This window comes from Hymenobacter sp. BRD67 (assembly GCF_013256425.1).
Lineage (GTDB): Bacteria > Bacteroidota > Bacteroidia > Cytophagales > Hymenobacteraceae > Hymenobacter.
Genome location: NZ_CP053904.1, coordinates 2,733,964 through 2,751,069 on the forward strand (window position 1 = coordinate 2,733,964; position 17,106 = coordinate 2,751,069).

A 17,106-nucleotide genomic window follows, 5' to 3' on the forward strand; every position below is an offset into this window, starting at 1 on the left:
CTACGCTCCCTGACGCTCAACCCGCACCAGCGCTCCCACCAGCGATACTACCGCCGTAATTACGTAGAACAGCACACTTACGCTTACGGCCACCGGCACGCTCAGGGCAAACAGCTTGGCGCCGTACAAAAAAGTTAGCTCGCGCGCCCCCAGGCCGCCCACCGTAAGGGGCAGCACCGCCGCGATGCTCGATGCCAGAAACACCAGCAGATACGGCAGCACCGGCCCGCCGGCCGCGCTCAGCGCCGCCAGCAGCGCCCAGGCGCACAGCACCTGCGCGCCCTGCACGCCCAGCGCCTGCCACGAGGTGCGCCCAAAAGCCGAGCGAAACTCGCCAAATCCCCAGCGGCCCAGTCCGTAGCTGACGGCCACGCCCAGCGGTACCAGTGCCAGCGCGCCGGCCCGCCACCAGCCGGGGTAATCGGTGGCCGCAAACAGCCCCAACAGCAGCACCAGCAGCGCCACCATGCCGCTTAGCCGGTCGAGCAGCAGGGCGCGGAAGATAAGCCCCGCCGCCCCGGAAACTCCTTGCCCAGCAGGTACACCTTATAGCCATCGCCGCCGATGCCGCCGGGTAGAAACAGGTTATAAAACATGCCCAGCCAATAGAGGCGCAGGTTGTAGCGCTCGGTAAGCTGAATACCAACGGCCCGGAAAAAGGTATTGAGCCGAACCGAAGAAATCAGCTTCGAGAGCGTGAACAGCCCCGCGGCCAGCCCCAGCCAGCCCGGCCGGGCGTAGCGCAGGGTGCGGCCCAGCGTGGGCAGGTCGAGGTGACGGGCCACCAGCCAGAGCGCCCCGGCCATGAAGGCCAGCTTCACGGCCAGCAGCGCGTAGCGGCGCCAGGCCGATATCGGCGCCTTCGGGGTTTCGTCGGTAGCCCTCATGGCTGCTGAAATTCCACCAGCACGAACAGGATGCCGTCGTCAATCCGGAACCTGTCGAGGGTGCGATAGCGCATTCCGCGCAACTGGCGCTCATCGGCCAGGTACAGGGTATGCGGGCGCAGCGGCAGCGGAGCAATCGTCAGGGTTTCGCCCCGCTCCCGCGCTATGTAAAAGGCCTCCACATTGTCGAGCGGCCAGCCGCTGGGGTACAGTACCAGGGGCCGGCCTTTGGTTTCACGCCCTACCCGAATGGCAGCCGTGCGGTACGGTACCTCGGAGGAAGTCTGCATACGGGCCGGAAAAATAAAAATATCGAAGGCCAGGCGCAGCACCAGCAGGTAATACGCCAGTACGAGCAGGCGGTAGTCGGCCAGCCGCCAGAACAGGTAGGCCCCTACCCCCAGCGCCGCGCACATCGCTACGGCCCAGGCCCATACGCCCGGCACTACCCGCGTAAGCGACACGAAAGGCGTCACCAACGGAGCCAGGGCACTCACAGTGAGCAATCCCAGCAATAGCCCATCGAGCCAGCGCGTGGGGAGCGTTCTCACCGGCTGATACTGCGCATACAGCGCAATTACTACGGTGAGGCCCAGCGGCACCAGCATAAACAGGTAGCGCGGAATGGTAGCCGGCGATAGCCAGTACACCGGCAAGATGGCCAGAAACAGCAGCGCGTTGTAGCGCAAAAACGGCTGGGCCATTACCAGCCGGCGCGCCCCCGGCACCAGCAGGCACCCCACCAGCAGCGACCAGGGCAGAAAGTGCTTGATGAAGTCGAACGGAAACAGCAGCACGTACTGAACAGACTCGGCCAGCGGCTGGGCCGCTACAGTGCGCTGGCTCGACTGCGACCAGAGCGTGGCCAGCGCCACTTCGAGCGAGTTGTGTTTACTATATATAAAAAAATATGAACCCAGAATAAGCAGCATCACCAGCACGCCCAGCACGTGCTGCCAGCCAAACAAGCGCCGCCACTGGCGGGTATCCAGAAAATAAACCAGCAGGGCCAGGCCCTGGAACACGACTGAAGGCAGCCCTTTCAGTAGAAAGCCGACTGCGGTAAGCGCGTAGGTAAGCACAAAGAGGCTCACCCACTGTTTGCGTTGCCCCAGATACCACACGGCCATGAAGCCCAGCCACGTCAGGCAGGCGTGCCAGAGGTCGATAAGCCCCAGAAAGGAATCGTAGAACAGAACCCGACCCGTGGTAGCAAAAGCCAGCGCTACCGTAAAGGCCAGCCGGCTGCCCAGCTGCGGGCGCAATACCCGCCACAGGGCGGTAGTATATAGCAGCAGCGCCGCAATGGTAGGCAGGCGCAGTATCCACTCATCCTGCCGGCCCGTGAGGCGAAACAGGGCCACCAGCAGCCAGTTGAACAGCGGCGGCTTGTTATAATAAGGCAGCCCTTGCAGCGTGGGCGCAAAAAACCTGCCCGAGTAATGCATTTCGAGCGCTACCAGTGCCCGGATGGGCTCATCGACGAGCAGCGGCTGCCAGCCCAGGTGCACCAGCAGCGCCGGCAAAGCCAGTAGCAACGTAAAGACTGCCACCCACCCCGGATGCTGGCTGAGGAAGGTAATTAGACGGCGAGCTAACGATTCTACCACAAGTTTGGTTAGGTTGGTCGGGAGCAGCCCACCAAGGGCCGCCACCCGGTAGGCCGGCCCTTGGCGGCGCAGGCCCGGCAAAGGTACGGCTGCCTCCGGCGCGGGGCAGTTTGCGTTAGCCAAGGCTCCCATCTTTTCGTAAGTTTGGCTTATGTCGTCTCCCACACCTGCTACCATCCCCGACCGCCTTACCCAGACGCTGCTACGCCACGGCCTGCGCCAGACCCCCGTGCGCCGCGCCGTGCTGGCCGCCCTCACCGGCAAAGGCTATGCGCTTACCGGGGCCGAGATTGAGCAGGAAATAGGGGCCGATACCGACCGCATCACGCTCTACCGCACCCTCAAAAGCTTCGAGCAGCAGGGGCTCATTCACCGCGTTATCGACGATACCGACGTGCTGCGCTACGCTGCCTGCTCCATTGAATGCTCAGCCGACGCGCACTTCGATAATCATGTGCATTTTAAGTGCGGGGTGTGCAGCCACACGTATTGCCTGAGCCAGGTAGCCATTCCGGCCGTGCAGCTGCCCGGCGGGTTTCAGGCCCAGCGGCGCGACTTTCTGCTTTCCGGTACCTGCCAGTTTTGCCAGAGCTGATTGGGCAGCCACACTGAGTAGCCAGTTCTTGCCAGCCGGAGACCTGCGATGTACTTATGTTAAAAATGTACTTTCCGGCGGCGCCTACGTAGAGAGTAGCCCGCAGAAAGTGGGGCAGCCAGCCGCGCCGAAAACTGCTCACTGTTAACTGTTAACTGCCAATGTGGTGGACCTACGCCCTGCTATCTGCCGTATTTGCGGCCCTCACTGCTGTACTGGCCAAGGTTGGCATTAAAGGGGTCAGCTCCGATTTAGCCACCGCTATTCGCACCGTGGTTATCCTGGTAGTGGCCTGGGGCATCGTATTTTTCAAAGATAACCCTTCTGATATATTCACGCTTCAGCCCCGTACCTGGCTGTTTTTGGTGCTCTCAGGTATTGCCACGGGGCTGTCGTGGCTGTGCTACTTTCGGGCCTTGCAGCTGGGCAAAGTATCGCAGGTAGCCCCGGTCGATAAGCTGAGCGTGGCGCTGGCCATTGCGCTTTCCGTGGTCTTTTTGGGCGAAACCCTGACGCTGAAAGCCGCGCTGGGCGCGGGCCTCATCATTGGGGGCACTTTGGTGCTCATCCTCTGAGGAAGCCCGCCCCGGCGCGGCCTGTACGCAAGCTCGAGCTACTGATTTGTAGCCGGAGCGGCTGGAGCTGATTTATCAGCCCGGTGCTTACCCCCGTGCGATGCGTATTGCGCAAACTGCGCAGGCGTCAGAATGCCCTGCAGCGCGGCCTTGAACTCCTGCGCATTGGCTTGCAGGGCCGTATTCTTTTCCTTATTGCTGGTGGTACCATTCTGAATTGCATCTATTTTCTGGTCGCGCGTCAGGGCCGCAGCCCGAACTTTGGCCGTAGTAGCGGCGTCGAGGCTCAATTGCCGGGCCAGCTCCTGGCTCATTTTATCGGCGCGCTGCTCGGGCGCTGCGGCGTGGTAAGCAGTAGCGTGGCTGGCGGTGGCAGGGGCCGAGGCTGAAGCGGCTGGTGCCTGCTGTGCCTGCGCACTGGTAGAGAGAGTCAACCCGGCTAGCAACAACGATAAAGCGCCGATACGAAAGGAAGTAGTCATGAGTGAAAGAAGTTGGTAGAAGCCGTAAAACTGCCACTGCCAGCTGAACGCCTAATGAAGTATATCCTTGGCAGGATGCCGCTTCGAAACTGCTACAACGAAAAAAGGCACCTGCCAGCAATGCTCGCAGGTGCCTTTCAGCAAACGGGTGTGGAGAATATCGGAGTCGAACCGATGACCTCTTGCATGCCATGCAAGCGCTCTAGCCAGCTGAGCTAATCCCCCGTTTTAGGGCTTTACCACCGCGCCGGTTGCGCTTTGGTTGTGCAAAAGTACGCTGGCTTTTCGCTTGTGCAAGTCCCTGAGCCAATATTCTTCACAACTAACGCAAAATCAGGCGCAAAAAAAAGGGCGGGAGAATCTCCCGCCCTTTTTCAGCACCTTTCACAATTACCCGAGTACTTAGTTGAAGCTGTAGCGTATGCCCAGCTGCCCCTGCCAGCGCGAGCCAAACGACGCGAAATCGTAGGAGCGGCCGCTGTTGCCATAGGCCGATGGCAGCGAGAAGGTGGGTTGCGCATTCACGTTGGTCGACTCTACTTTCAGCAGTTCTACGGCATTGTTAGACACCACATACTGGCGGCCCCAGTTGTTGTTAAGCAGATTGCCCAGGTTAAAGATATCGAACGTGATTTGCAGGCTGTTGCGCTTGCCGCCGGCCGTAAAGAAAATTTCCTGGGCTACGCGCAGGTCAACTTCATGCGTCCAGGGCAGGCGGGCGCCGAAGCGCTCCACTACCTGCCCGCGGTGGCTGCTCAGGTAAGGGTCGTTCTGGATAAATGCCTCGAGTTGGTTCTGAACCGTAGCCAGGTCGCGGTTTTCGGTGGCCACGAGGCGGATTTGGTTAGGGTCGCGCACGTCGGTTGGCACGTACAGCAGGTCGTTGCCCGTGTTGCCGTCACGGTTGAGGTCCGTGCTCTGGCCGTAGATGTACGTCAGCGGCTGGCCCGACAGGCCTTCGTAGAACATTGTAATAGTGGTACCGAGCTTGTTGTTAGCATAGCGGAAGGTATAGCCCGTACTCGCGATAACGCGATGACGCTGGTCGTTGCGCGAGTAGCCCAGCTCGGGGCTATTCGGGTCATACGCCACCTGGTTGAATGCGTAGTTCGACGAGGCCGTGCTGCTGGTACCGCTGTTCACCTCTTTCGATACGCCGTAGGTGTAGGCAGCTGTAGTGTTCAGACCATTCAGGAAGCGCTTCTGCAGCTGGAAAGTGGCGTTGTAGCGATAGCCCTGGTTGGTATTGTCGAGCAGGTAAACGTTGGTATAGTTTGGGTTAACCCGGCGCAGGGCCGTAGTAGCCGCATATATCGGACGCTGGTCGGGGCCGGCCAGGCGACCTACCGGAGCCGTCAGGTTGATATCCTTATAATAGATATCGTTAATGGTCTTGGAGTAGATTCCTTCCACGGTGGCGACAACATCACCCGGCAGGCGGAAGTCGGCTGCCAGGTTTGAGCGCCATACCTGGGGAGCTTAAAGTTATCGCTTACTAAGTTTATCTGGCTGGTAAGCACCTGGGTATAAGAAGTCGCAATCTTGGCAGGGTCAATCTGCACCGGCAGCGTAGTGCCAGTGGCTGCCGTCTGGTTTACCGAGCCCTGCACCAGGCCGCTGTTGGTATAGCTGTTAGAAATCCACACGAAGGGCACGCGGCCCGAGAAAATACCCGTACCGCCGCGCAGCTGAATTTTGGTATCATTGTTTACGTCCCAGTTAAAGCCCAGGCGGGGCGAGTAGAGTACCTGGCCGTTAGGCGTATTGCTGGTTTTGTACTGGCTGCCGAAGCCGGCATTGAAGGTGCCGTTGGCGGCTTTCGAGCCCTCGGTTACGCCGGCGTTGTAACCCGGCTTGTCTACAAATACGGGTACGTCGATACGCATACCTAGGGTCAGGCGCAGGTTTTCGACGGGGGTGTACTCGTCCTGCGCATAGAAGCCCAACTGCGCCGCCTTGAAGCTTGCCTCTCCATTGTTGGCGGTAGGGTAGCTCGACTGTACTTGCGTAGCCTTACCAGCCTGAAAGTTGGCCAGCGAAGAGAACGTGTAGTAGCCGGCCCCGTTATTAAGAAACAGGTTGCGGAACTTGAAGCCCTCGTTGTGGGTACCCACCGTAAACGTGTGCTTGCCAATGGCTTTGGTGAGGTTATCGGTAATCTCAATGATATCCTGGTCGAGCTGGTTTGCTACGGAGCTGCGCTCCTGCCCCAGGCTATAGGTAACGCCACCTTCCGAAATCTGATAAGCGGGGCCGGGGGCACCTACTACATCGCGCGAATCACGGATGGCACTGTAGCTTAAAATCAGCTTGTTGGAGAAGCCACCCGCGAAGCGACTATTGAGCTCGGCAACCGTGCTGTTTTGCAGGTTACTGAAGCGATATGCGTTGTTGCTGAAGCGGACGTTGGTACCCGTGCGGGTAATGTTGTCGTCAAACGCCTTCACGAAGTTATGACGCAGGGTCAGGGTGTTATTCTCCGAGAGGTTGAAGTCGAGGCGGGCAAAAATCTTATTGCTTTCGGTGAGGCGCGTGATATCGCCTACCGTGCCGGGGTCGTAGCCACCATAGAAGCCGCCGCTGGCAGTAGGCAGCAGGGCCGCCGTCCGAATGGCGTTGATAACACTAACGCTGGCGCGTGAGTCGGCTCCCCCGGCAGGTAGCCCAGGGGCGTATTAACGCGCTGTATCTCCGCATTCAGAAAGAAGAAGACTTTATCTTTTACCAAAGCTCCTCCCACGCGGAAGCCCGTCTGGTAGTTGTAAAACTTATCTGCCTTGGAGCCGTCGGTTACGCTTTTGCCCACCGTATTCTGGTTGCGCCCAAAGCCGTAGATGGAGGCCGACAAATCGTTGGAGCCCGAGCGGGTAACAGCATTTACCCCGGCCCCGGTAAAGTTGCCCATTGTAACGTCATAGGGGGCCAGCACCACCTGAATCTGGTCGATGGCATCGAGGGCGATAGGGTTGGTGCCAGCCTGCCCGCCGGGCGTGCCGGAAGAAGCCAGCCCGAATACGTCGTTGTTCACGGCGCCATCAATGGTAATGTTGTTGTAGCGGTTGTTGGCACCGCCAAATGATGAGCTGCCGCCCCGCCAGCCTGCGGGGTAAGGCGCGTGAAGTCGGTGAGCGAGCGGCTCAACGTGGGTAGCTGGCTTATCTGCTCACGGCTTACGTTGGTTTCGGCCCCGGTACGGCCGGCATTGATGACCGGGTCGCGGCGGGTGGTGATAGTTACTTCGCCGAGCTCCGTAGTTGAGGTGCTCATCGGCGCATCAATACGCTTGTTTTCGCCCAGCGACAGAATAATGCCCGTTTTCACCACATCCTGATAGCCTACGAATGTTACTTTAACCGTGTACGGCCCGCCAACGCGCATACCCTGAATGTTGTAGCGGCCATCAGCATTGGTACCCACGCCGTACTGCGTGTTGGTCGGCGTATGGACGGCCAGCACGGTGGCTCCTGGCAGCGGCTCGCCTTTCGCATCAGTTACCGCCCCGCTAAGGGAGGCCGTAGTGGCTCCCTGCCCCAGCTCAAACGGGCCGTAAGCAGCAAAAACAGGAGCAGCGTGAAGTGGCGTAGAGGTAGATTTCTCATAGAATGAAAAAAGGTAAAAGGCGCACAGGTGCCAGTGTGCGGCAAAGTTAAGCTGCACAAACGCCTATTTTTCATCTTACCTACATCTAAACCCATCAAAATATGAAGAAAAAATGAGTATTGCTCATGTCAAATTCATTAGTAGTGCTCGTAAAATCTGATGGTTAGATGACTCAAATTTTTTTATGATTTTATGCTTTTGCCAAGTACATTTTGTGGGAGCCCATGAGCTTTTTATGAAGGCAGTGGCTGGCTTACAAAAAAGCGGGGCAGGAATTGCTTCCTGCCCCGCTTTCGGGTAGACAAACTGGCTAGTGGCCAGCGGCCCGGTTAGTTGAATAGGTAGCGCAGGCCAATCTGCATCTGCCAGCGCGAGACCAGCGTTGTCACATCGGTGCGGAAAGGCGTTGTGAGTACTTGCGGAGGCGTGATAGTAGTGGTACCACCACTTACTGCACGGGTCGCCCCGGCTACAGTTTGCAGGTAAAAGGTCGGCTGCCCCTGTGCGTTGTAGCCAGCAAAGGCGAGCGGCGAGCTATTGTATGGAAACTGATACGAGCCCCAATTCCGGTTAATCAGATTGCCTACGTTGAAGATATCTAGGCTAAACTGTAGCGCGTTGCGGTTTTCGCCGATATTAGTGAACACATCTTGTAACAGACGGAAGTCTATTTCGTGCTGCCAGGGCTGAACGGCGCCGTTGCGCTCGGCATACTGGCCACGGTGGGCCCGCAGGTAGGGGTCTGAGTTGATATAGTTTTCGAGGTCAATCGCCTGCTGGGCGGCTGTGTACACAAATTTGTCCGTGCTGCCGCTAAAATTCGTGGTACGGTCTACCAATACTATCTCGCTGGCATTGCGTGGAATGTACATCAGGTCGTTGCCGTTCACACCGTCTCCATTCATGTCGCCGCTGTAGGTGTAGGAATAGCGACCGCCGGGCGCACCCGTGTAGAACAGCGAGATGGTGGTACCCAGGTGGCCCAGGTAGTTGAAGCGGTAAGAAAGCGAGCCAATTACCCGGTGCGATACCAGGTAGGCCGAGTAGCCCAACTCTTGGGAGTTAGGGTCACCCGATACGGGACGACCAGCCCAACTGGACTGAGCAATCGAGCCTCCATCGTTTACCGAGCGCGCGTCGGAGTAGGTATAGGCAGCCATAGCGTAGAGCCCATTGCTGAATGTTTTCTGCAACTGACCCGTGAAGCTGTACGAATAGCCTGCGCTGGTATTGTTGAGCAGAATAGCGTCAGTAATAGCCGGATTGCCTACCGAAGGTGTAATCGCCTTACCATCCGGAGTTTGTCCGTAGATACGGTTATAGGGCGACGCATTCAGGCCAACCCCGGTAGCGCTCGGCGTATAAAAAATCGGGCGGTTATCAGCTCCTACTGCCCGGTTGGTCGAATTAGGAAGGTTGATATTCTGGAAATATACCGCGTTCAGGTCTTTGGTATACAGGCCCTCAATGGTGCCCACTATCCCGCCTATAATCTCGTGGTCAAGAGCTAGATTTGAGCGCCACACCTGCGGAAACTTAAAGTCGCGGGCGGTTACGGCGAGGTTATACGAGGTGTTAGCACCTCCAGCGGTCAACTGCGTACGGTACTGGTCAACGTTAGGGCTGAAAGCGTAGCCAGCTGCAGATGCACCCTGAAAGTCAATCGAGCCAAATTGTACCCCGTTGTTGCTGGCTTGGTTTGAAATCCAAACGTAGGGTACGCGGCCAGTGAAGATACCCGTACCGCCGCGCAGCTGCGTTTTGCGGTCGTCGTTCACGTCCCAGTTAAACCCTATACGGGGCGAAAACAGTACCGTACGGTTGGGCAGCTGGCTGGTATTAATCTGGATGTTATCGCGGAAGTTATTCAGGCCGGCATAAGATTTACCAGTAGCCGGGTCTGTACCGCCGCTCACCGGATAGTTCTGCTGAATGCTGGAATAGATGATTGGCAGGTCACCGCGAATACCGTAGGTCAGCTTTAGATTACTGGCCGGCGACCATTCATCCTGGATGTAAACCCCAATCTGGGCGGCATTAGTCACGGCATATGGGAACGAGCCATCGGGCAGTGCCGAGTAGCGCAGTTGATAACGCTGGGCCGAGCGCAGACCATCAGAGGCGAGGCGGGGGTAAGTGCGCCGTTGGTGTAGTTGTAACCATAGGGCGCGTCAGCGGTAGCAGCCGAGGCATAGAAGTCTTGCAGCGAGTTATACACAAACGCACCGTAGTACTGAGGGGCGAAGCCGTTGGTATACTTATATAGCTCGTTGTAGGTACCCACCGTCACATTGTGCTTGCCTAGGAAGGCCGTAAAGTTGTCGCCAAACTGATACGTATTGGTATTCAGTATGTTGAAGGCAGAGAAAGGCTCATAACCAAATGAGGTAAGCGTCTGCGGAGCCGTTACGCGGGTGCCGGGGGCACTCAGAGTAGTCGCGTTGCCAATGTCCACCAGTGGAAATAGCGGAATAGCGCCGCCACCTCCACTCTCACGGTAGTCGCGGTTGGATAGGAAACCGGCCGTCATGTTGTTGGCAAACTTGGCCCAAAGGTGCTGTTCAACTCGGCGATAAATGAGTTGATGTTGTTGTTGATGCGGTAATAGGAGCCGTAGAAAGGAAGGCCAAATACCGTCTGTGAGCGGTTGCTGATGGAACCCGAGCCACTGGGTGGCACATCGCGGTACGACTTCAGGTAGTTGTACTTAATGTTGAAGCGGTGGTTCTGGCTGATGTTCCAGTCTATCTTAGCCGTAAACTTATCGCTGTTCGACGCCAGCGAGTAGCCTTGGTAAGGACCAGGGTTATAGTTATACTTCGACATCAGAAAGCTGCTGAGCGTGTTCAGGTCAGATGCTGACGCCTGCGACACCGACTGGCCGTTGGCGGGGTTAGCCTGGGTAGCGGCCGAGTAGTTGCCTGTGGGCGGGTCGGTACGCAGTTCTCGCTCGGCATTAATGAAGAAGAACAGCTTGTCTTTAATGATGGGCCCACCAACGCGGAAGCCAAAGTTCTTCAAATTAAAATTGGCAATTGTGTTATCTACGTTGCCGATATGAGTACCTACGTAGTTCTGGTCACGATAAAAACCATAAACCGAAGCCGACACTTTATTACTGCCTGAACGGGTTACAGCGTTGATACCAGCTCCAGTAAAAGAGCCCTGCCGCACGTCATAAGGCGCAATGCTCACCTGTATCTGGTCGATGGCATCGAGCGAGATAGGTTGAGCATTAGCCTGGCCCCAATGGTACCCGACAAGCCGAAGGAGTTATTAAATAGGGCTCCGTCGATAGTGATGTTGTTATAGAGGTTGTTACGACTACCGAAGCCACCTTGGCCGTTGGCCTGGGGTGTGAGACGGGTATAATCGGAAAATGAGCGGTTGATAGTTGGCAGCTGCTCAATTACCTGACGCTGAATAGTCGTAGCAGCACCGGTACGGTCGGCGTTGATAACTGGGTTTTGACGACCAGTTACGGTAACCTCCGTCAACTGGGTTGAGCTTTCACCCAGTTTGGCATCGAGGCGGAAGTTTTCGGCCAGCGTCAGGTTGATACCAGTGCGGGTAAAATCCTGAAAGCCTACGAACGTAACCTTTACGGTATAGGGACCGCCTACCCGCATGTTCTGGATGTTGAAACGACCATCAGCGTTGGTAGGTGCTACGTACTGCGTGTTAGTAGGTGTGTGCACGGCAATTACCGTAGCACCGGGCAAAAACTGCCCTTTGGCATCGGTAATGGTGCCGCTCATAGCGGCCGTAGTAGCACCCTGGCTCCAGCCAAGCTGAGCTGTCAACAGCAACAATGCCAACAGCAGTGTCTGTCGTAAGTAGTGAAGCTTCATAAGAAGAATTAAAAATGGAAGAAAGGCTAGCTGGTCTGCCGGCAAAATTACTTCCTATCCTTCAGACTTACACATTATGCTCATGTTAAAAATCTGAAGATAAATTGATTAGTTCATCTAATCTTCATTTTTCACTTCATCAAAAGGTCATAGCTTCGGTCGTACAGCCCGAATGAAGCGGCTCAGGTAATAATCGGCCTCGAAGCTGTTTTCTATAACGCCCAGCGAGGTAGAGGCGTGAATGAACTCGACGCCTTCCTCATCGACTACCGTCACCATGCCAACGTGCGTAATTACCTGCGAGCCGGGGAGGCGCCAAAAAATAAAAAGTCGCCGGGCCGCAGCTCGGTGGGTTTCACCGGGTCGCCCCAGGCAGCTTGCTCATTCGATGAGCGCGGGATGGTGATGCCTGCCTCAGCAAATGACAGCTGGAGCAGGGCCGAGCAGTCCATTCCCATGCGGGTGGTGCCGCCAAACAGGTAGGGCGTACCCTGGTAGGCGCGGGCATTGTCGATGACGCTGGCCAGCACCCCGGTAGCATTGCCGGTGCGCAAAGGCCGCTTTATCACTACTTTAGTAGTGGTTGCCACGCCGCCACTACCGGCTGTAGTAGTCTTGGTTTTCGTTTTGGTCGCGCTCGGGCCAGCTACCCGCTGGCCGTGCTTCATACGGGCCATGTCGCGGGCCGAGTAGTAGCGCCCGTTATGCTGGTTGAGCTTGCGCTGGCAGCTGCTGGCCAGCAGCAACAACACCAGCGCCAGGCCATAGTAGCGCTGCCAGGTTGGGTTGGTAACCGGGCGGCAAGCCGCAATTCGTGCTTTCGCTATTGGCCTTACCTTCGTTTTCTCACTCTGCATTACTGGCAAATATAGCCCGGCGGCTGCCAGCCGTTCTTTTACACGCATGTCATTCAACGCCCTTACTCCCGCGCTAGTATCTGCTTTTGAACAGGTCGTAGGCACGGCGCACGTACTCACGGCCGCCACTACCGAGGCACAGCAGTACGAAAGCTACGGCCGCGACCACACCGAGGATTTCCACTTTGCCCCCGATGTGGTGCTGCGCCCCGGCACCGTGGAAGAGGTAAGCGCCATCCTGAAGCTCTGCCACGAGCACCGCGTGCCGGTTACGGCACGCGGTGCCGGCACCGGCCTCAGCGGCGGGGCGCTGCCTGTTCACAACGGGGTAGTGCTGAGCATGGAGCGCTTCAATAAAATTCTGAAGATTGATGAGCGCAACCTGCAAGCCACCGTGGAGCCGGGTGTGGTAACCGAGGCGTTTCAGAACGCGGTGCAGGATGTGGGCCTGTTTTACCCGCCCGACCCGGCCAGCAAGGGCTCGTGCTTTTTGGGCGGCAACCTAAGCCAGAGCAGCGGCGGCCCCAAGGCCGTGAAGTACGGCACCACCCGCGACTACGTCCTGAACCTACAGGTAGTATTGCCCACCGGCGATATTATCTGGACCGGTGCCAATACCCTGAAGTACGCCACCGGCTACAACCTCACCCAGCTGATGGTGGGCTCGGAAGGCACGCTGGGCATTATCACCAAGGCGGTATTCCGGCTCCTGCCCTACCCCAAGCACACTATTCTGATGCTGGTGCCTTTCCGGCAGGAGGCGCAGGCGGCCGAGGCGGTGTCGGCCGTGTTCCGGGCCGGGGTTATTCCGTCGGGCATGGAGTTTATGGAGCGCGAGGCCATTGCCTGGTCGTCCGACTACCTGAAAATTCCGCTCACCCTGCCCGAAGACATCACCGCCCACCTGCTCATTGAGCTCGATGGCCAGGACCTTGACGAATTGTATAAGGAGGCCGAGCAGGTGTACGGAGTGCTGGAAGGCTACGATGTGGGCGAAATTCTGCTGGCCGACACGGCCGGGCAGAAGGACGACCTCTGGAAAATCAGGCGCAACATCGGCAATTCGGTGCGCTACAACTCGGTGTATAAGGAGGAAGACACGGTAGTGCCCCGCGCCGAGCTGCCTACCCTGCTCAAAGGCGTGAAGGAAATCGGCCGGCGCTACGGCTTCAAAAGCGTGTGCTACGGCCACGCCGGCGACGGCAACCTGCACGTCAACATCATTCGCGGCGCGCTCACCGACGAGCAGTGGAACGTGGGCCTGCGCCAACCCATCTCCGAGATATTCCAGCTCTGCGTGCAGCTCGGCGGCACTATCTCGGGCGAGCACGGCATTGGCCTGGTGCAGAAGCCCTACATGCACATTGCCCTGGCCGAGGCCAACCTGAACCTCATGCGCGGCATCAAGCAGGTGTTTGACCCGCATGGCATTCTGAATCCGGGAAAGATATTTTAGCCAGTTAGCAGTTAACAATTGCTAACTGCTAACTGCTAACTGCTAATTGCTAACTGACATTACCCAATCACTGCCTTAAACTCCGGTGCTTTCCGGTGCTTGGTAGCCTGCTCGTAAGCATAGCCTAAACCTAATATTTCAGCTTCCTTGTAGGGGCCACCCACGATGGAAAGCCCGATGGGCAGACCGTGCACGTAGCCCATGGGCAGCGTCAGGTGTGGGTAGCCGGCCATGGCGGCCGCGCCCGAGTAGCCGGGGCCGGTGTTGTACTCGCCGTTTACGAGGTCGATGCAGGCGGCCGGGCCAGTGGTGATGGCCACGATGCCCGCCAGCCCGCCGTCGGTTTTCAGGGCTGCATCCAGGGCCTGGCGCGAGATATCGACCACCTTGCGCAAAGCCGTCGTGTATTTCTCGGCCGTCAGGCCATCCGTTTTTTCGGCCAGCTCCAGCGTTTCCTGCTGGAAGAAGGGCATCGCCTTGGCCGCGTTGGCTTTGTTGAAGGCAATGACGTCGGCCAGCGTTTTAACCGGGGCTTTGGTATTGGCCAAGTACTTATTTACGCCATCCTTAAACTCGTAGAGCAGCACGTCGAACTCAGCTTCGCCGATGGGCTGGGTGGCGGTGCGCACATCCACTTCGACCATGGTGGCGCCCTGGGCTTTGAGCACGGCCACGGCTTGGCGCAGCAGCTCGCCGCCGGCGGTCTGGCTGGTCAGGTGGCCTTTCTCCACGCCCAGCTTCTGCCCTTTGAGCGCGTCGGGGCGCAGCAGGCGGGTGTAGTCGGCCGCTTTCGCGGGGTTGCTGGCCGATACAGTCACGGCGTCGGCCGGGTCGGGGCCGGCTAGGGCGCCCAGCAGCAGGGCCGCGTCGCGCACGCAGCGCGCCATGGGGCCGGCGGTATCCTGCGTGGCCGAAATGGGAATAATCCCCGTGCGGCTCACCAGCCCCACGGTAGGCTTGAGCCCCACCAGGCCATTCACCGACGAAGGCGACACAATAGAGCCATTGGTTTCGGTGCCCACGGCTACCGCACACAAGCTGGCCGACGCGGCCGAGCCCGAGCCGGCGCTGCTGCCGCTGGGCGTGCGGTCGATGACGTACGGGTTGTGCGTTTGGCCACCCCGGCTGCTCCAGCCGCTGGCCGAGTGCGTCGAGCGGAAATTGGCCCACTCGCTCAGGTTGGTTTTTCCCAGAATGATGGCCCCGGCCGCCCGCAGCTGCTTGGCCACAAACGAGTCGTGGGCGGCGTGGTGGCCCGCCAGCGCCAGCGCCCCGGCCGTGGTCTGCATCTTATCGCCGGTATCAATATTGTCTTTTATCAATACCGGGATGCCGTGCAGCGGGCCGCGCAGCTTGCCGGCCTTACGCTCTTTATCGAGGCCATCGGCGATGCCCAGCGCATCAGGATTCAGTTCAATGATAGCGTTCAGACCAGGCCCGGCTTTGTCGATAGCCGCGATGCGGGCCAGGTACTGCTGGCACAGGCTGCGGCTGGTGGCCTTGCCACTGCTTAGCTGCGCCTGCAGGTCGGCGATGGTTAGCTCACTGAGCGCAAAAGGAGCAGCAGCAACGGCTGGCTTACTGTCGGCAGTAGCCGGAGCTGAAGAAACGGGCGCAGCGGCAGCGGCGAGCGGAAGCAGAGTCGAGGCCAGCGCGGCCTGCGTGCCATGCTGAAGAAATTGACGGCGTTGCATGAAGTAAAAAGCAGCTGATAGGCAAGAGAAGTAAGGAGTCAAAAGTAAGGACACCGATGCCGCCCGCAAGGCTGCGGTCCTGCTATTTTCCGGGGCCTTGCAGCCGGGCCGAACACCAGCCGCGCCGGGGCGTATAGGTAAGCAGTATTGCGCTACGCGCTACTAGCTCTTCTCCACCCTCTTCTGTCTTTTCTTATGCCCAGCCTCAACGACCAACCCAACGAAATAGCCGGCAACAAACCTGCCCAATCGGCCGACAAGCCCGCTAAAGTGGGAGCTGATACGCAGGATGCGCTAGCCAACAGCTCCTTACAACGACCTACCCCGGCGATGCAGCCGGGTACCGATAACACCCAGCCCCTTCGACGAAAGAGCTGTTTGCTAGTGAGATGGAAGCAGGCAAGGGCGCTGTAGAGCCGGGCGGCGAACAAGAAAACCGCGAGGCCCATCCTTCCGACCTCACTGCCGGGCCAGCGCCGGCCTTGTCTTCGCAGCAGCCCAACATTTATGGCGGCAACTTCGGCAATGATGTGCAGGGCAGCTTTCAGGACCACGACCGGGCCAGCAACCAGCGTGCCGATGCCAACCGGGGCGAATTTGGCGAGCAGGGCACGCAGGGCGCTACCCACGGAGGCTTTGGCAACCAGTACCGCGAGTTTGAGACGGCGGCCGAGCGCCCGGCTGCCGAGGCCAACGAGGAAAAATACTACGGCCAGGGCGCGGCTGCGCCCGGCCCGCAGCACAATGCCTACCGCGACTACGACGGCCGCGACGCCCGGCCCGAGCAGCAGGGCCACGCCGTGCGTGATACCCCAGCGCCGACGAGCCTTCATTTTGGTGATACCAGCGCCCCCCGCCAGCCGCCTACCGATGGCCGCGGCAACACCCAGGACAACCGCAACCTGCCCGACAAAACCGGGGAAGTGGCGGCTTTTCAGAATGATAATGGGGCGCCTACCGTGGGCGGTGCCTACGCGGCCGACTACGGCCATACCTCGGGCGTGGGCCTGCCGGCCGGCACTACCGATAACCACGTAGAGGCGGGCGTAGCCGGCCGCAATCAGCACGAAGACCAGCGCTCTTCGCGCGGGGGCTACGACAACCAGGGTAGCCAGGGCGATGCACCCGCCGGCCAGGGAGCCGCTGCCCCCGTCAACTCGCCCGATGCGCCGCAAAACTCCGGCTATGGCTACGGCCACGCCCGCAGCGAAGAGGCCCGGCCCGGCAATCCTCAGACCGGCGACTCGCGCAACGGCTTCGGCCCCGCCGGCTCGAAGGAAGGCAATACCAGCCAGGGGTTTGGCTCCAAGGGCGGCTCCTACGACGACCACAACCCCGGCGCTCGCCCTGCCGAGCAGGATGGGGTTACTACGCAGGATAAAGCTGGAAATTATGGGCAGGAAAACCGGGCCGACTTCCGCCCCGAAGAAAATGACCAGCCCAAGGATGGCGACTATGGCCCCACACCCCGCCGCAACGGTGGACGGGACGAAGTCTGA

General features: G+C 58.8%; 20 protein-coding genes and 1 tRNA gene. 5 read left to right on the forward strand and 16 right to left on the reverse strand.

Annotated elements, in window-relative coordinates; translation table 11 throughout:
- From GKZ67_RS12765 to GKZ67_RS12775, 3 genes are read right to left on the reverse strand one after another with little or no spacing between them, the layout of a single operon-like run.
- A complete protein-coding gene (locus GKZ67_RS12765; RefSeq protein WP_173242813.1) occupies positions 1-468 on the reverse strand; it encodes a hypothetical protein in 468 nt (155 codons plus the stop codon).
- A 5-nt stretch (positions 469-473) separates the two neighbouring features.
- Positions 474-887: a lysylphosphatidylglycerol synthase transmembrane domain-containing protein gene (locus tag GKZ67_RS12770; protein ID WP_173242815.1), complete on the reverse strand. Its 414-nt coding sequence runs from the start codon at positions 885-887 to the stop codon at positions 474-476.
- Positions 884-2,497 carry an ArnT family glycosyltransferase gene (locus GKZ67_RS12775; RefSeq protein ID WP_173242817.1) on the reverse strand — a complete coding sequence of 538 codons (1,614 nt, stop codon included), beginning with the start codon at positions 2,495-2,497 and terminating at the stop codon, positions 884-886. Before GKZ67_RS12775 ends, GKZ67_RS12770 begins: the two co-directional genes overlap by 4 nt.
- A gap of 151 nt (positions 2,498-2,648) precedes the next feature.
- Between GKZ67_RS12775 and GKZ67_RS12780 the strand changes: the two genes are divergently transcribed.
- Together GKZ67_RS12780 and GKZ67_RS12785 are read left to right on the forward strand one after the other, a co-directional pair.
- Positions 2,649-3,092: a Fur family transcriptional regulator gene (locus GKZ67_RS12780; RefSeq protein WP_173242819.1), complete on the forward strand. Its 444-nt coding sequence runs from the start codon at positions 2,649-2,651 to the stop codon at positions 3,090-3,092.
- Between the two features lie 161 nt (positions 3,093-3,253).
- Positions 3,254-3,667 carry an EamA family transporter gene (locus GKZ67_RS12785; protein WP_173242821.1) on the forward strand — a complete coding sequence of 138 codons (414 nt, stop codon included), beginning with the start codon at positions 3,254-3,256 and terminating at the stop codon, positions 3,665-3,667.
- Between the two features lie 38 nt (positions 3,668-3,705).
- Here the strand turns inward: GKZ67_RS12785 and GKZ67_RS12790 are convergent, their stop codons facing one another.
- The 12 genes from GKZ67_RS12790 to GKZ67_RS25200 form a co-directional block, all read right to left on the reverse strand.
- Complete coding sequence (locus GKZ67_RS12790) at positions 3,706-4,149, reverse strand: DUF4890 domain-containing protein (protein ID WP_173242823.1); 444 nt, start codon at positions 4,147-4,149, stop codon at positions 3,706-3,708.
- Between the two features lie 151 nt (positions 4,150-4,300).
- A tRNA-Ala gene (locus GKZ67_RS12795) sits at positions 4,301-4,374 on the reverse strand.
- Between the two features lie 177 nt (positions 4,375-4,551).
- Positions 4,552-5,562 carry a hypothetical protein gene (locus GKZ67_RS12800; RefSeq protein ID WP_173242825.1) on the reverse strand — a complete coding sequence of 337 codons (1,011 nt, stop codon included), beginning with the start codon at positions 5,560-5,562 and terminating at the stop codon, positions 4,552-4,554.
- Positions 5,505-6,770 carry a TonB-dependent receptor domain-containing protein gene (locus tag GKZ67_RS12805; RefSeq protein ID WP_173246782.1) on the reverse strand — a complete coding sequence of 422 codons (1,266 nt, stop codon included), beginning with the start codon at positions 6,768-6,770 and terminating at the stop codon, positions 5,505-5,507. The genes GKZ67_RS12800 and GKZ67_RS12805 overlap by 58 nt, the downstream gene beginning before the upstream one ends.
- Complete coding sequence (locus GKZ67_RS12810; protein WP_173242827.1) at positions 6,692-7,177, reverse strand: hypothetical protein; 486 nt, start codon at positions 7,175-7,177, stop codon at positions 6,692-6,694. The genes GKZ67_RS12805 and GKZ67_RS12810 overlap by 79 nt, the downstream gene beginning before the upstream one ends.
- Positions 7,174-7,806, reverse strand: a complete 633-nt coding sequence (locus GKZ67_RS12815; protein ID WP_173242829.1) for a carboxypeptidase-like regulatory domain-containing protein — start codon at positions 7,804-7,806, stop codon at positions 7,174-7,176. Before GKZ67_RS12815 ends, GKZ67_RS12810 begins: the two co-directional genes overlap by 4 nt.
- 272 nt (positions 7,807-8,078) lie before the next feature.
- The gene (locus tag GKZ67_RS12820) at positions 8,079-9,794 is read right to left on the reverse strand and encodes a hypothetical protein (RefSeq protein WP_173242831.1); all 1,716 of its coding nucleotides are present in this window, start codon (positions 9,792-9,794) and stop codon (positions 8,079-8,081) included.
- A complete protein-coding gene (locus GKZ67_RS12825; RefSeq protein ID WP_173242833.1) occupies positions 9,791-10,279 on the reverse strand; it encodes a hypothetical protein in 489 nt (162 codons plus the stop codon). Before GKZ67_RS12825 ends, GKZ67_RS12820 begins: the two co-directional genes overlap by 4 nt.
- The gene (locus tag GKZ67_RS12830; protein WP_173242835.1) at positions 10,276-10,860 is read right to left on the reverse strand and encodes a hypothetical protein; all 585 of its coding nucleotides are present in this window, start codon (positions 10,858-10,860) and stop codon (positions 10,276-10,278) included. Before GKZ67_RS12830 ends, GKZ67_RS12825 begins: the two co-directional genes overlap by 4 nt.
- Positions 10,861-10,940: 80 nt before the next feature.
- Positions 10,941-11,600: a carboxypeptidase-like regulatory domain-containing protein gene (locus GKZ67_RS12835; RefSeq protein ID WP_173242837.1), complete on the reverse strand. Its 660-nt coding sequence runs from the start codon at positions 11,598-11,600 to the stop codon at positions 10,941-10,943.
- A gap of 147 nt (positions 11,601-11,747) precedes the next feature.
- Entirely contained in the window at positions 11,748-11,879 is a 132-nt protein-coding gene (locus tag GKZ67_RS24145; RefSeq protein ID WP_262889602.1) for a hypothetical protein, read from the reverse strand.
- A gap of 14 nt (positions 11,880-11,893) precedes the next feature.
- Positions 11,894-12,058: a C40 family peptidase gene (locus GKZ67_RS25200; RefSeq protein ID WP_410505074.1), complete on the reverse strand. Its 165-nt coding sequence runs from the start codon at positions 12,056-12,058 to the stop codon at positions 11,894-11,896.
- A gap of 445 nt (positions 12,059-12,503) precedes the next feature.
- Here GKZ67_RS25200 and GKZ67_RS12845 point away from each other — a divergent pair, with 445 nt between their 5' ends.
- Entirely contained in the window at positions 12,504-13,913 is a 1,410-nt protein-coding gene (locus GKZ67_RS12845; protein WP_173242841.1) for an FAD-binding oxidoreductase, read from the forward strand.
- A gap of 59 nt (positions 13,914-13,972) precedes the next feature.
- Here GKZ67_RS12845 and GKZ67_RS12850 read toward each other — a convergent pair whose 3' ends face one another.
- On the reverse strand, positions 13,973-15,607 hold the full coding sequence (locus GKZ67_RS12850) for an amidase (protein WP_173242843.1): 1,635 nt from the start codon (positions 15,605-15,607) through the stop codon (positions 13,973-13,975).
- Between the two features lie 195 nt (positions 15,608-15,802).
- On the opposite strand from GKZ67_RS12850, the gene GKZ67_RS12855 reads away from it, so the two are divergent.
- Together GKZ67_RS12855 and GKZ67_RS12860 are read left to right on the forward strand one after the other, a co-directional pair.
- The gene (locus GKZ67_RS12855) at positions 15,803-16,021 is read left to right on the forward strand and encodes a hypothetical protein (RefSeq protein ID WP_173242845.1); all 219 of its coding nucleotides are present in this window, start codon (positions 15,803-15,805) and stop codon (positions 16,019-16,021) included.
- Positions 15,997-17,106 carry a hypothetical protein gene (locus tag GKZ67_RS12860; RefSeq protein ID WP_173242847.1) on the forward strand — a complete coding sequence of 370 codons (1,110 nt, stop codon included), beginning with the start codon at positions 15,997-15,999 and terminating at the stop codon, positions 17,104-17,106. Before GKZ67_RS12855 ends, GKZ67_RS12860 begins: the two co-directional genes overlap by 25 nt.